The sequence below is a fragment of the Bacillus sp. CGMCC 1.16607 genome (assembly GCF_042683745.1).
Classification (GTDB): Bacteria; Bacillota; Bacilli; order Bacillales; family Cytobacillaceae; genus Pseudoneobacillus.
Genome location: NZ_JBHUJX010000018.1, coordinates 13216 through 27641 on the forward strand (window position 1 = coordinate 13216; position 14426 = coordinate 27641).

Genomic DNA, 14426 nt, shown 5'->3' on the forward strand with positions numbered 1-14426 from the left:
TTATTGATTAGGCTATCCCTGTCGCTCCGACAGTTAGAAGTCTTATCGCTTCATTTTTAAGATTTTGTCCTGCGTTAATATCCCTATCGAGGTGTGTTCCACAAGAAGGACAGTCCCACACACGAAGGTTTAAATTCTTAACGTCTTTGTTTTGATAGCCACAACATGAACAAAGCTGACTGGATGGGAAATTCTTCGCCACTGTCACAACTTGTTTGCCATACCATTTCGCTTTGTATTCAATCATGGTTTTGAATTGTGACCATGATACTTCACTAATGGCTTTGGCAAGATTAGGATTCTTTAACATGTTTGATACCGACAAATCTTCCATACCTATTATGTCGTGGTTTTTGACAATCACGGTTGAAATTTTGTCTAGGTAATCCTTTCTTACATTGGTTATTTTTTCATGGATGCGTGCAACTTTCATTTTCGCTTTGTACCAATTGGAACCACCTATCGTGCCTCTACTCATGATTCGCTGTGCTTTAGCTAACTTTTCCTCTAGTGTGCGGAAAAATCTTGGATTAGAGAAAGTTGTTCCATCTGAAAGGATAGCAAAATCTTTTAATCCGACATCTATGCCAACAGCAGAGTTCGTTTTGGGTAATTCCGTCACTTCTGTTTCCGTTGCTAAAGAAACAAAATACTTTCCCGAAGGGTTACGCCTAATAGTAGCACTGATGATTCGACCTTCTACTTCACGACTCTTTGCAAAGCGGACAGTTCCTAATTTTGGAAGTTTGATATGATGATCCATTACAGCAATATTTCCGTTCGTATATTTTGTAGTATAAGATTGAAGTTTGTTCTTTTTGGACTTAAAACGTGGATAATTATTCTGTTTTTTGTAATAGCGAACATAGGCATCCGCTAATGTGTCAACAGATTTTTGCAGAGCAATACTATCTACCTCTTTTAAAAAAGAATACTGCTTCTTTAATTCGAGAAGGAATTTAACCGTTTCGTATTTATTAAAGCACTTGCCTTTCCAGTTGTTAGTTGGAATTTGACCATTCTGAACCATCTCTTCAACAATGTACCAATACGCATCTTTCTCTTTCTGTTTACCGAGAAAGAAATTAAATAAAAATCTTGAACATCCAATCGTTTTGTTAATGACTTCAATTTGGTATCTGTTTGGATAGATTCGAAATTTATAGGCTTTATTTACAATCATGAATATCACCACACTTCACAGGAACATTTGTTCTAATTATACCATGCTAGAACCTTGTTGGCTAACGCCAACCGACATTCATCTCTCACCTACTCATTGGGCTACGCCCTTCCCATTCCTTGAGGTGGGAGTCTTCTGTCGGGAAATGATAAAATAAAAAGCCATCCCAGTTTATTAACCAGAATGGCTGTAAATAAGACGTTTATGAAGCTTTCTGTTCCTTAAGGCCAGCTGAATAAGCGGACTTTTTACTAAGTGGCATAATATTAAAGACAATATTTAAAATAATTGCCGTTAAGCTACCTGTAACAATTCCATTACTCGTTAATATTTGAATACTTCCAGGTAGTTTTGCAAATAAATCTGGTACAGCGGTTACTCCTAAGCCCATCCCCACTGCACAAGCTATAATGAGAAGATTTTCCTGTGATGCAAAATCCACATGACTTAGCATTTTTATCCCATAGGCAACAACCATTCCGAACATCGCAACCATTGCTCCACCAAGAACAGCAGCTGGAATAACAGTCGTCAGTGCACCTATTTTCGGTACAAAACCAAGGATAACAAGAAACGCCCCAGCCGTGTAAATGACGTTTTTACCCTTTACACCTGATAATTGTAAAAGACCTACGTTTTGAGAATAAGTCGTGTATGGAAAGGCATTAAATAGTCCACCTAAAAGAATAGCCAAACCTTCTGCACGATAACCATTTGCTAAATCCTTCTCTGATACTTTTCGATTGCAAATATCACTCAAGGCAAAATAAACACCCGTCGATTCAACTAAACTGACCATTGCAACTAAAATCATTGTTAATATAGCCGAAATTTCGAAAGTAGGCATCCCAAAGTAAAATGGTTTGGCCATATGGAACCACGAAGCATCAGCAACAGCTGTAAAATTCACCTTCCCCATAAAATAGGCAACAGTTGTTCCACCAATTAAGCCAAGTAAAATGGCGATTGAGCGAATAAATCCTGATGCAAAACGATATAAAGCTAAAATGAATAATAGAGTACCAAAAGCAAGCGAAATATTGGATAGTGAACCAAAGTCTGGACTCCCTTGGCCTCCTGCAATATTATTCATGGCCACTGGGATTAGAGTAAGACCAATAATCGTCACTACAGATCCTGTTACGACAGGCGGAAAAAATTTGACCAGTTTTCCGAAGAAAGTTGAAATTAATACAACAAATAACCCAGATACTAAGATGGAGCCATAAATGGCTGATATCCCAAATTCTCCGCCAATTGCAATCATTGGGCCTACAGCCGTAAACGTACATCCAAGGACAACAGGCAAACCAATACCAAAGAATTTATTTTTCCAAACTTGTAGAATGGTAGCTATTCCACACATTAATATATCAATAGAAACGAGGTAGGTTAATTGCTCTGTCGTTAACCCAAGAGCACCGCCTACGATTAATGGAACGATAACTGCACCTGCGTACATTGCAAGCACATGTTGAATTCCTAAAGATGCCGTTTTAAATGAATTCGTTGACATTATTGTATAACCTCCAATTCTTCTAAAAAGGTTACTTTGCCATTTTCCAAAGACTCGATTCTCGCAAGTGACTCTACTTTATAGCCTGCATTTCGAAGAAGTTTTCCACCCTCTTGGAAGGACTTTTCAATGACTATACCGATTCCTACCGTTTCAGCTCCCGCTTGCTTAACAATATTCGCTAACCCTAAAGCCGCTTGACCATTTGCTAAAAAATCGTCAATAATCAAAACCCGATCTTTAGGCGAGATAAATTTATTGGATACCGAAATTTCATTTGTTTCATTTTTCGTAAAAGAATGGACAGAAGCAATAAGTAAATCATTCACCATCGTTAATGACTTTCTTTTTCTTGCAAAAATGACTGGAACGGAAAGCTCAAGAGCCGCCATCAATCCAGGGGCAATTCCTGAAGATTCAATCGTAAGTACTTTTGTCACATTTTCAGCTTGAAAACGCTTTGCAAACTCCTTTCCCAGCTCAGCCATTAAGACTGGATCAATTTGATGATTTAAAAAGGAATCTACTTTTAGTACTTGATTGGAGAGAACTCTACCCTCTGCCTCAATCTTATTCTTTAATAATTCCATTGATCTTTTCCCCCTAGATGTAAAAAAACCTGAAATCATTGGACTCCCCATAGATTGAGTGAGTCAATGACCTTCAGGTTTAGCTTTGAAGGAAAATGGAATAGAACACCTTATAAAAAAGGTGTATTCCCATTGCTCACTCATAGTCGGCATATTTGCGGTACACCGGTAGAAACTTGCAGGCCATATCCCCGCGATTATATGAGTGATTGCGTCCAATTTAATTGTATGAACTGTATTATAGGTCGAAAGATTGTATTTGTAAATGGAAAATCTTAAACATTTTTAATTTCTTTTTGGCTAATGTTCGTATTTTAATCTAGTAGCCAATTCCTCTGTTTCTATCAAATCATTTTCTTATTACTATTAAACAAATATATTTCTCAATTGTTAAATTTCCATTGTTTGACAAATTCGATATTTAACTTATAAAGTTCAGGCATTGTCCAAGATTTATAATATGGTGGAATTTCTAGCTCTTTTGTATTTGCTGCTTCGATAACTCTTATTATATATTCCTTCAGTATGATTAATTCCTCTTTTGTTGCGATATCTCCGTGTCCTGGTACAGCAACTTGAATTGGTAAAATTAACATTTTTTCTAAAATGTCAATCCAACTCTCAGGATTTCCATCAAGCATGTAAGGATGAGTTCCATTTACTAGTAGATCACCTGTAAATATAATACTCTCGTTAGGTATGTATAAGAACATATCACTTCTGGTATGACCCCCACCAAATGAAATTAACTCTACCTCTCTTTTACTTCCGGAGATTATATACTTTTCTTCAAATGTAAACGAAGGAGATACATAAGTTAATAATGGTAATGAGGCTTTAATTTCCTTTAATTGAGATACACTATTCAGGATGTTTTCCTGTTCTATCAAATCTTTAGTTTTATCTGCCTCTTTTTCTAAGGATTTAATATGGTCTGATAATTCTTGTAAAGATTTTTTTTGTTTTTCCATGCGCCCTGGATGAATCTCATCCATAAGTTCCTTTGTCATCGTTGTCGATATAATCTCATATTCATAAAAGGCTTGATTGCCTCTAATATGATCACCATGCCAATGACTGTTAACTACATAAGTAATCGGGTTATTCGTAAGTTGTAGGGCGGCTTGTTTTAGATCAAATGCTGCCTGAGGAGTATTGAAAGTATCGAAAATAATCGTTTGATCCCCTAAATCAATAATTCCCGCGTTTCCAACTCCCCCACCATTCTTTGTCACGATTGCCGCATAAACACCTTTATTTATTTCCCTTAGATTAAAATGTTTGGATTGAAAAATTTCTTCTCCCATGAGTATCCCTACTTTCAGTAAATGAATAAAATGCATTTTGAAAAATGTGGAAATTTATTTACCAATATTATAATTAAAAAATAATTAACGTGAAACAATTAACAATATGTAAGAGAATTATCATAAAAGATATTCATAAGCAAAAATAAAAAGCTTTGAAACCTATTTAGGTTTTAAAGCTTTTTACAATCTAACAACATTTACACTCTGTTTGCCTTTATATTCATTTCATTCCTTCTATTGCACGATATCTCGCTCCTTGAAGTCCTGCATCCCCTTTATAATAACTTGCCTGAATTCGTTCACTAATACTTTGTTGAATTGGATTTTGGGTCAATAACTGCACCTCATGTTTAATCAATTCAAAGAATTGGGGCTGATGATTGATAACCCCACCACCTACCGTTACCACATGTGGATCTAAAACCGTAATAAGTTGATGTAATCCTCGGGCAATATTCCTTGCAGCCTTACGAACAATGATGGCTGCTTTTGGATCATCCTGATTATACAACTCTAGTAATCTTTCCGTAGTTATTGCAGCATTATTATACACTTGCTTCGCTTCTGCCTTTAACGCGGGACCCGATGCAAGTGTTTCAAGTGTCAAATTGAGTTGATTATAATTTACAACCGCAAAGCCGATTTCTCCTGCCATTCCAGCTCCGCGAATAAATTGGCCATTATTTATTATACATGCAGAAATGCCTGTACTAATCGTTATATACACAAAGGTTTCTTTATCAAGCTGGCGTGCCTTCCATTCTCCCCAAGCTGCCATATAAACGTCATTGTCGATCGCAATTTTAGCATTTGGATATACAACTTTAAGACGGGATATTAGCGGGAAATTCCTCCAAGGTAAATTATTCTGGTAAACTGCTAGCCCTTTTTTTGAATCAACTAGACCAGGTACACCTAGCCCAATCAATTGGATTTCTTCAGGCTTGGTGTTTTCCCTTTCTAAAACGTTAGAAAATACAGAGAGAAGAGATGTAAACATTGCTTCAGATTCATGGGTTGCACTATTCACTTGTAGACGACATGTTAACTTACCCCTTTTATCAGCAAGGGCTGCTGCAATTTTTGTTCCACCGATGTCTGCTACTAAGATTTTTTCCAAATAAATGCACTTCCTTTAAAAAATTCAAAGGCAAATTGGAGTAAAATAATTGAAGTTCTTGATTTACCATTTATCTCATCTTTATTATTTCTATCTGGTTTATTAATCTCCTTACTTCTGTTAACTCCACTCTACCTGCAGAAGGCTGTAGTGCATTCGCCGCTCCACACGCAGAGGCTAAAACTAGGGTTTCTTCAACAGGAAGGTTTGTGTAAAAACCTGCTGCTAATCCAGCTAACATAGAATCCCCACTACCTATTGTGTTTACAATATTCATAGGGGGGACTTTAACCCGATAGGTTGCATTCTGTGTGATAAGTACGGCACCTTCTTTTCCAAACGAAATACAAACATTTTGAATACCTTTTTCTATCAGTGTTTTCCCTACCTCCACTGCTTCTTGAAAGGTAATTGTCTCTTTTTTCAATACTTGCTTTAACTCATGTTCATTTGGCTTTATCACAAAGGGAGCACTTTCGATTCCATATAAAAGGGCACTTCCACTCGTATCTAGTATCGCTTTTGAACCGTTTTGTTGAATGATGTCAATTAGTTTCCCATAGCCTTCATCAGGTACACCTAGAGGAAGACTTCCTGAAAGGATAATCATCTCACTTTTTTTCGCTATTTTTTTCATATGGAAACACAATCGATCCCATTCGTCGGAAGAAATTTCCGGACCTACTTCTAATATCTCTGTCTCTTGTTTCGCCTCATTGTCGATGATCGTTAGACATTCACGTGATTCTCCTTGTATAGCAATAAAATCATGTGATATGTTACGCTCATCTAATAGTTGAGTAATCCTCTTACCGTTACTCCCACCAATAAATCCGCTGGTACAAACATTCACTCCTAAAGTGTGAAGGACTTTTGCGACATTGACTCCTTTTCCCCCAGGCTCAACATGTAATTGTTGTAATCTATTGGTTTCACCTAATGATAACTTAGGTAGATAATAAGTTTTATCTAAAGCTGCATTCAAAGTAATTGTGGTGATCATCTCATCTAACCATACTAGTATTTTGCAGCATCTTAATCTTTTCGATCACAACTTCCTTTACAATTTTTGCTGCCGTGACAAAATATTTCCTCGGGTCATTTTGTAAAGGATTCTCACTGAAATACAAACGCATTTCCTGAGCAAATGCATCCTTTAATTCGGTAGAAAAATTAACCTTAGCAATTCCAAGATTCAATGTTTTTTGCACAGATTCTGCAGAAACACCTGATGCACCGTGCATAACTAGTGGGCACTCTGTTCTTTCATATATTTCACTTAATAAGTCAAAGCGTAATTTCGGCTCTTGCTTATACATCCCATGTGCTGTACCAAATGCAGGTGCAAGTGAATCGATTTTTGTTTCAAATACAAATCGCTCGGCCATTTCGGGATCTGTAAAAAAGACTGCTTCCTCCTCAACCATTAGATCGTCTTCGACTCCTCCAATAGTCCCTAGCTCTGCTTCAACTGGTACATTAATGGCATGTGCTACTTCTGTGACCTTTCTTACGAGATTAATATTTTCTTCAAAAGATAAGTGTGATCCGTCAATCATGATCGATGTATAACCAGCACGTAAGCATTTTATAGCAATATCAAAGGAATCACCGTGATCTAAATGAAGGGCTACTGGTATTTTGGCATTCTTGGCAGCTTCTTCAACCATCGCTTTCAAATAATTGACTCCGACATAATTAATGGTACCAGGTGTGGTTTGTAAAATAACCGGAGCATTCATCTTCTCAGCTCCAGCAATGACAGCCTTAATCATTTCAAGATTATGCGCACCAAAAGCTCCAACAGCATAATGATTTTGATAGGCATCTATTAATAATTCTTTTGTTGTTACTAGTCCCATCTTTCTTCCTCACCCTTCAAAGAGTTGTATATAATGAGTTTATTTTCTCTAAATGGTTAAATCATCCATGCTTCTTAATCTGTATCATATGAATGAATCGTAACTCCCTTTACTACACGATTAACAACACCAGTAGGAGATGGATTGTCAGGAGAAAATCCAAATCGAATCGATTTATACATGGCGAAGGTCTGTGCATACAATATATATGGAAGTGTTAGAAAAATATCCTCATTAATTTCGCTTAAATTAGCATTGTAGAATAGATCACAATGGTTCTCCGCCGTTTCATCAGGAATCGATGAAATAGCAATAACTTTCCCTCTATCTTTTTCACCATATATTTCTTGTAAAATATCAATATCATATTTTCTCGTATACGAATGACAAGATAAGAACACTACAACCAATGTGTCAGCATCTAAAATTGATTTTGGTCCATGGCGAAAACCCAAAGATGTGTCAAACGTAGTAGGTATTTTCCCACCCGTTAGTTCTAGAAATTTTAAGGACGACTCTCTTGCTAAACCTTCAAATACTCCAGATCCTAAAAATACAACCTTTGAAAATGAAGAATTGGCTAGATCCATTAATGTCTCTTCACTTTTTTGTATGATGGTGTTTCCAGCATGAATGATTTCTTCAAGTTTTGTCTCCATCGTATGGATGCTTTCAATTTGAAAAAGTAGAAAAGAAGACAAAAGCATCGTTGTAAAACTACTTGTCATAGCAAAGCCCTGATCATTAGCTTCTTGCGGCATTAAGATGACTAAATATTTTTCAACCATCCTCTTTTGCTTTGTCAAAGCACCATCAGGATTACATGTTAAAAAAATTCCATAGAAGTCCTTAATCATTTGCTCCCCTAAATTAACAGCAGCTAAGCTCTCTGGACTATTCCCTGAACGAGCAAAAGAAATCATAATAGTTGGAAAGTTGGAATCTAGGAAATTGTAGGGATTTGAAACGATATTAGTTGTCGGTATACTTTCAACTATGAACTTTTTATTGTTAATTAGTCTTTTTAAATAGGGAAGGAGTGTATCGCCAACAAATGCAGATGTGCCTGCCCCGGTAAGAATAATCCGAATATGGTCATGCTTTTTCTCTATCTCCTTAAAATATTGGATAATTGTATCTCTTTCCTTTAAGAGAAGATCAAATGTTTCTTTCCATAATCTAGGTTGCTGTGCAATTTCTTTTGCTGTATGGACTGCACCAAATTTTTGCCGTTTAACTTCATTTGCATTTAATAGCACTGTTAATCATCATCCTTCCTGAAAAACTGTTTGTGTCATCATTACCAGTTCCCTTAAATAGATATTACTAAATATCTATTTAAGCTCTACTGTATAGGTGAATTTATCTCCTCTGGCAATGGAGACTGTATATTCGATAATATCGGATTGTTCAAATGTAGTTCTTTCTAGCATTAGACATGGGGAGCCCTGTTCGATTGTTAAAATATTTGCTTCATCTTTTCTGGCACTGACAGCTTTAAAACTTTCCAATGCACTTGTTATGATCACTTGATAATCAGAGCGAAATATTTCATACATTGGTGTGAGTTCTAATTTTTCAGCAGATAAATTCTCAAATCGCTTTACTGGTACATACGACGTCTCCAATAACATCGGATCTTGGTCTGCGAGCCTTAATCTCGTTATTTTATACACTTCATCTTCCAAAGTAAGATTCATTGCTTTGGCTATTCTGCTGTCACATTCTATTTTATAGAAAGAAAGCACCTTTGTTGATGGATTTTTTCCAGCCTTCTTCATTTCTTCGGTAAAGCTATAAAAGTTAACCAAACTTTGATTGTAAACTTTCGGGGATACAAAGGTTCCCTTACCATGTATTTTATAAATATATCCTTCTTTTTCTAATTCCTGCATCGTTTGCCTAACTGTAGTACGACTTACTTTATAAACTTCACAGAATTCCCTTTCAGACGGAAGTTGATCATTTTCAGCTAACTCACCATTCTCAATCTTTTCTAATATTGTATCCATTAACTGATAGTATAGTGGTAATCGATTATCCTTTTCTATCATGATTTTCTCCTCTTGTGGTATCTTTGTCATAACCAGTTATCACCATTATACATGACATTGGCCAAAGATTACCATATCATAAATAGAATATGGTTATAACTATTTCGCCTTTTCTGCCGATTCCTTCAATTTTTTTATATAATCAGTTAAAGATATGGTTTCTCCTGTCAATCTTGAATGTTCTGCGGCAAAAGCAATCATATGACTTTGAGCGGATACCTTAGCAGAAGTTAGACTTTCTCTATCTTTCGTAGACACTCGTTCAATAAAGTCCTTCATTATGCTAGTATCTGCCCCCATATGTCCCCCTTCCACCGTTTCTGGGTTTATGAGTTCCTCTTTTCCAGAGAAATAATTTATTTTAAGCTGATTTTCTAAATCATTACCAATAATCTCACCTTTTGTGCCCATGATTTTAAAATTACGATACGTTTTATTCGTAAAAGCGGTCATCGTGAATGAAACTGTTACATCCTGCTCAAATAATAGGTTCACAACTTGATGGTCGACAACATCATTATCACAATGATAGATACATCGACCATATGGCCCATCCTGAATCGCTTTAAGTCTACTTTCGATACTTGAGTTGGGTGAAACAACATTTGCTGGCCACACATCTTGATCATGCAAATACCATTTAACTGCAGAGTATGGGCATTCCTTTTCAATTTTACAGCCATCTAAACATCTATTTGTTGAACCTTCTGGTGCATTATCTGCTTTGAAATATGTTAAACTTCCATATGAGGACACACTTTTACATTTTGTTCCAATCAACCAAGATAACATATCCATATCATGACAACTTTTCTGCAAAATCATTGAACTTGATTCCGTCGAATTCCTCCAATTCCCTCGAACAAAACTATGGGCATGATGATAGTAACCAACATTTTCGTTCCATTGAATCGAAACAATATCCCCTATAACTTTACATTCTACTAAATCTTTCAAAGATTGATAGAAAGGTGCATAGCGCATAACGTGACAAACACTTAGTAAACTATCATGCTTCTCAGCTGCCTCAGCAATTCCAAGTGTTTCTAGTGGGTCGGGAAACATTGGTTTTTCAAGTAATATACTGTATCCCTTTTCGATCGCCTTCATAACTGGTTTAAAATGATAACGATCTGGAGTACAAATAAGCAATGCCTCACACATTTTTTCTTTTTCTAATAACTCCGTCCAATCTTCAAATCTCATTTCCTCTGAAATGTTGTGCAACTTAGCAAATTTATCTCTTTTTTCTTTATTTGGCTCTGCAATGGCAATAAATTGAATTTCATGAGGATAGGAAAGAGCATATGAACCATATGCGTAAAATCCCCTACTCCCCGCTCCAATTAACGCTGCTTTAAGCATTCTGTTTCCTCCTAAATTTATATATTATTATTATTTACCGCCTGTTATGGCAATTCCTTCAATAAATTGCTTCTGTAAAAACATAAATAATACGAGCATTGGTAATATTGCCAAGAAAGAACCCGCCATAAGAATTGGATAATTCGTCGTATATTGTCCTTGAAGGGAAGATAACCCGACAGATAAGGTCATGACCTCTGGAGAACTATTCACAATCATCGGCCACATTAGTTCATTCCAAGACCAAAGAACGGTAAAAATACCTAAAGCGATTAAACCTGGTTTCGCAAGGGGAAGCATGATTCTCCAATAGATTTGAAAGTGGTTACAGCCATCAAGTCTTGCCGCTTCTTCTAATTCCTTTGGTAATCCCATAAAAAACTGTCGGAGTAGAAACGTACCGAATGCACTAAATAAACCTGGTACAATCAAAGCTTGCAATGTATTTAACCAACCTAATTTCACCATAATCATATATTGGGGTAACAAAAATACTTGGCCTGGCACCATTAATACGGATAGTGCTAATACAAATAAAATATTTCTACCGGGAAATTGAATTCGTGCAAAGGCATACGCAGCCAAAGAACATAAAAATAATTGTCCAATCGTACGTACTAAGGTGACGATAAATGTATTAAGCATAAATTTAAAAAATGGAAGCAAAGTAAAAACTTCTTTGTAATTCCACCATCTAAAATCATCTGGAAGAATAATAGGCGGAACATGAACAGACTCAGCGTAAGTTTTTAATGAAGTTAAAATCATCCATACAAAAGGAACAACCATTATCACCGAGCCTATAATCAGTACGAAATGGATTAGAAACGACTTGTTTCTAACAATTTGTGCGGTTTTTGCCAATGGCTATTCCTCCTTTATTCATAGTGCACCCACTTTTTCTGTAACACCATTTGAATAACCGTAATGATTAGTATAACGACTAATAATAGAACAGCTATTGCTGCAGCATAGCCTTTATTATTTAAGATAAACGCATATTGATAAAATAAATACACAATCGACTGTGTATTTTCAATTGCAATACTGTTTTTTCCAATCATCATTAAAATTAAGTCAAACACTTGGAATGCTCCGATTAAAGACATAATGGAGACAAAGAAAATGACAGGTGAAAGCAACGGTAATGTAATTTTAAAAAAGATCCTTACCGGACCAGCCCCATCCATTATGGCTGCTTCATAATACGAGTTTGAAATACTTTGTAAACCAGATAAAAATATGACCATGTTATAACCAATTCCACTCCAAATCGCTACTACTATAACCGAATATAAGGCAATATTCGGATCTGATACCCAGCTTGGGCCTTCAATGCCAATTAATGATAATAGGTAATTTAACAATCCGTAATCAGCGTTATATAGCCATTTCCAAACCATCGCAATTGCAGCAGGCATTGTAATGACTGGTAAAAAAAATAGAGTTCGATAAATGGATTTCCCTTTGATTTTTTGATTAAGTAGAACAGCCAAAAGTATCGATAGAAAAATGCCAATCGGAACCGTGAAGATAATATAAATAAAGGTATTTTTAAAGGACTTTGCAAGGTTTCCATCCTTTAACATTTCTTTGTAATTATCGATTCCAGTCCATTCGTATGTTCCAAATGCTCCCCATTCAGTAAAACTAAAATATACGGTTTGAAGAATCGGCCAAAGGTAAAATATCATCAAGCCAATCATGGTTGGCGCAATCATGGCATAAGCCCAGAAGTAATCTGATCGTTTTTTTGTATTTATTCTCAAATATCGAAGAAGTGGTTTTTTGGGGCTCTCGGTTTGTAATGGGAGTTCATTCACCATGTGCTCCTCCTCTCTAAAAAAATGAAGAGAAGAAAAGGATTCTCCCCTTCATTTTTTCAATATTATTCCTTCGCAAGTGCTTCATTTGCTGTTTGTGAAAGTTCTTTCACCGCTTCTTCTACACTTACTTCACCAGCCCATGCTTTTTTGAGAATTTGAGTTTCATATTCCCATATTTCCCCTGTTGCTTTTACACTCGGTAACGGGACTGAGTATTCTGCCGAATCAATAAATGCTTGAAGATTTAATGTTGGAACAGAGTTTAACCATGCCTCTTGTGTTCCATTAAAAGCAGGAATAACCGTTCCCGTTTTAGCAAATACTTCAGCTGCTTCTTTAGATCCTAAAAATTTCACGAATTCCCAAGCAGCGTCCTTATTCTTCGTATTTTTAGCTATAACATTAGCTAAACCATGGATACTAACCGCTCGTTGTTTTCCTTGAGGCAAGACGGCAACATTGAGATCAGGATTATTCTTATATTCTGGAACCATCCAAGGTCCATCAAACATCATCGCTACTTTTCCAGACAAGAATAAATCTGAAGGTTTTGTTTCACTCATTTGAGCGTGGGTTGGAGATAATCCTTCTTCTATAAAGCTAATATTATATTTGAGAGCCTCGATGGCTTCGGGTTGATCAAATCCAACAGACTTTCCATCCTTTGAAATTATATGACCACCATTTTGCCAAATTAAATCATAATAACCACCTTGATTTCCCATTACAGCCGCAAAGCCCCAAACTCCTTTATCTTTATTCGTTAGTTGTTTAGCAGCTTCTTTCAGTTTATTCCAGTCCCATGTCTCATCAGGATAGGATAGACCCGCTTCATCAAACAGCTTTTTGTTGTAATAGAATCCTGTCGTATCATAATCTTTCGGAATACCGTATGTATCCCCATCGACAGTGTAAAGATCTGTTAAGGAAGAAGGATAATTATCTAAGCTGAAAGCGTCCTTTTCAATTAATTCATTTAGTGGAAGCAGTACATCCCCTTTTGCATATTGGACAATATGAGGACCATTCATCCATAAAACATCAGGTAAAGATCCACCTGTTGCAGCTGTTTCGAGTTTTTGGAAATACTGACCGTCCTTATATGGAGTAAGCTCGATTTTTACCTTAATATCAGGATTTTCCTCATTAAATAATTTAATAATGTCTTCAATCGCTGGCACTTGATTTTTATCCCAAAGACCGTAGCTAATTTCTACCTTTCCATCCTTTGTTTTTCCTGATGTTTCCTCACTGTCGTTGCACCCTGCTAAGCCAAGTATCACTAATAGTGAAGTCATAAAGATGCTAAACCACTTTTTCATAATCTTCCCCCTCTGATAATTACCTTAATATCATTTGAATTGCAACAAAGTCACATCATGATGTTATTACCAGTTGATGTGTAAGGGCTTTCAATTAACTATCACCCCCTAATGAATAGTAAACTAAAAAATTATGATTCTTGTTTTCAATTTTTAATCATGATGTCATTACCAGTTTACGTAAGTATATCATTAAATATGAAAACCCAAAATAATAAATTTTAATTTTTCTGAAAAAGTAATTGACATATTTCTACATAATTCTGTTCTTTGGATGT

At 36.0% G+C, this 14426-nt stretch carries 13 protein-coding genes and 1 riboswitch; all 13 genes read right to left on the bottom strand.

Features of this window, described 5'->3' with window-relative positions; all coding sequences use genetic code 11:
- Nucleotides 1-7: 7 nt before the first annotated feature.
- Nucleotides 8-1183 carry an IS200/IS605 family element RNA-guided endonuclease TnpB gene (gene tnpB, locus ACFSO7_RS10270; RefSeq protein WP_377877206.1) on the bottom strand — a complete coding sequence of 392 codons (1176 nt, stop codon included), beginning with the start codon at nt 1181-1183 and terminating at the stop codon, nt 8-10.
- A gap of 202 nt (nt 1184-1385) precedes the next feature.
- A complete protein-coding gene (locus ACFSO7_RS10275) occupies nt 1386-2699 on the bottom strand; it encodes a nucleobase:cation symporter-2 family protein (RefSeq protein WP_377877207.1) in 1314 nt (437 codons plus the stop codon).
- Nucleotides 2699-3289: a xanthine phosphoribosyltransferase gene (locus tag ACFSO7_RS10280; RefSeq protein ID WP_377877208.1), complete on the bottom strand. Its 591-nt coding sequence runs from the start codon at nt 3287-3289 to the stop codon at nt 2699-2701. Before ACFSO7_RS10280 ends, ACFSO7_RS10275 begins: the two co-directional genes overlap by 1 nt.
- Nucleotides 3290-3412: 123 nt before the next feature.
- Nucleotides 3413-3514: riboswitch (purine riboswitch) on the bottom strand.
- A 158-nt stretch (nt 3515-3672) separates the two neighbouring features.
- Nucleotides 3673-4596 (bottom strand): MBL fold metallo-hydrolase, encoded by a 924-nt coding sequence (locus ACFSO7_RS10285; protein WP_377877209.1) that lies wholly within the window; start codon nt 4594-4596, stop codon nt 3673-3675.
- A 223-nt stretch (nt 4597-4819) separates the two neighbouring features.
- Nucleotides 4820-5719, bottom strand: coding sequence for an ROK family protein (locus ACFSO7_RS10290; protein WP_377877210.1), 900 nt, complete (start codon nt 5717-5719; stop codon nt 4820-4822).
- Nucleotides 5720-5789: 70 nt separating this feature from the next.
- Nucleotides 5790-6722 (bottom strand): 1-phosphofructokinase, encoded by a 933-nt coding sequence (pfkB, locus tag ACFSO7_RS10295; RefSeq protein WP_377877211.1) that lies wholly within the window; start codon nt 6720-6722, stop codon nt 5790-5792.
- Between the two features lies 1 nt (nt 6723).
- Nucleotides 6724-7581 (bottom strand): class II fructose-bisphosphate aldolase, encoded by an 858-nt coding sequence (locus ACFSO7_RS10300; RefSeq protein WP_377877212.1) that lies wholly within the window; start codon nt 7579-7581, stop codon nt 6724-6726.
- A 74-nt stretch (nt 7582-7655) separates the two neighbouring features.
- Entirely contained in the window at nt 7656-8840 is a 1185-nt protein-coding gene (locus ACFSO7_RS10305; protein ID WP_377877213.1) for an SIS domain-containing protein, read from the bottom strand.
- Nucleotides 8841-8915: 75 nt separating this feature from the next.
- Complete coding sequence (locus ACFSO7_RS10310; protein ID WP_377877623.1) at nt 8916-9635, bottom strand: GntR family transcriptional regulator; 720 nt, start codon at nt 9633-9635, stop codon at nt 8916-8918.
- A gap of 99 nt (nt 9636-9734) precedes the next feature.
- A complete protein-coding gene (locus ACFSO7_RS10315) occupies nt 9735-11000 on the bottom strand; it encodes a Gfo/Idh/MocA family protein (RefSeq protein ID WP_377877214.1) in 1266 nt (421 codons plus the stop codon).
- A 30-nt stretch (nt 11001-11030) separates the two neighbouring features.
- The gene (locus ACFSO7_RS10320) at nt 11031-11789 is read right to left on the bottom strand and encodes a carbohydrate ABC transporter permease (protein WP_377877624.1); all 759 of its coding nucleotides are present in this window, start codon (nt 11787-11789) and stop codon (nt 11031-11033) included.
- An 89-nt stretch (nt 11790-11878) separates the two neighbouring features.
- Nucleotides 11879-12823 (bottom strand): carbohydrate ABC transporter permease, encoded by a 945-nt coding sequence (locus tag ACFSO7_RS10325; RefSeq protein WP_377877625.1) that lies wholly within the window; start codon nt 12821-12823, stop codon nt 11879-11881.
- A 65-nt stretch (nt 12824-12888) separates the two neighbouring features.
- Nucleotides 12889-14148: an ABC transporter substrate-binding protein gene (locus ACFSO7_RS10330; protein WP_377877215.1), complete on the bottom strand. Its 1260-nt coding sequence runs from the start codon at nt 14146-14148 to the stop codon at nt 12889-12891.
- Between the last annotated feature and the right edge of the window lie 278 nt (nt 14149-14426).

Excerpts from the sequence above, each read along its gene's own strand:
- tnpB (WP_377877206.1), bottom strand. The coding sequence starts at position 1,183 with ATGATTGTAAATAAAGCCTATAAATTTCGAATCTATCCAAACAGATAC.
- ACFSO7_RS10275 (WP_377877207.1), bottom strand. The coding sequence starts at position 2,699 with ATGTCAACGAATTCATTTAAAACGGCATCTTTAGGAATTCAACATGTG.
- ACFSO7_RS10280 (WP_377877208.1), bottom strand. The coding sequence starts at position 3,289 with ATGGAATTATTAAAGAATAAGATTGAGGCAGAGGGTAGAGTTCTCTCC.
- ACFSO7_RS10285 (WP_377877209.1), bottom strand. The coding sequence starts at position 4,596 with ATGGGAGAAGAAATTTTTCAATCCAAACATTTTAATCTAAGGGAAATA.
- pfkB (WP_377877211.1), bottom strand. The coding sequence starts at position 6,722 with ATGATCACCACAATTACTTTGAATGCAGCTTTAGATAAAACTTATTAT.
- ACFSO7_RS10300 (WP_377877212.1), bottom strand. The coding sequence starts at position 7,581 with ATGGGACTAGTAACAACAAAAGAATTATTAATAGATGCCTATCAAAAT.
- ACFSO7_RS10310 (WP_377877623.1), bottom strand. The coding sequence starts at position 9,635 with ATGATAGAAAAGGATAATCGATTACCACTATACTATCAGTTAATGGAT.
- ACFSO7_RS10315 (WP_377877214.1), bottom strand. The coding sequence starts at position 11,000 with ATGCTTAAAGCAGCGTTAATTGGAGCGGGGAGTAGGGGATTTTACGCA.
- ACFSO7_RS10320 (WP_377877624.1), bottom strand. The coding sequence starts at position 11,789 with ATGGTTGTTCCTTTTGTATGGATGATTTTAACTTCATTAAAAACTTAC.
- ACFSO7_RS10330 (WP_377877215.1), bottom strand. The coding sequence starts at position 14,148 with ATGAAAAAGTGGTTTAGCATCTTTATGACTTCACTATTAGTGATACTT.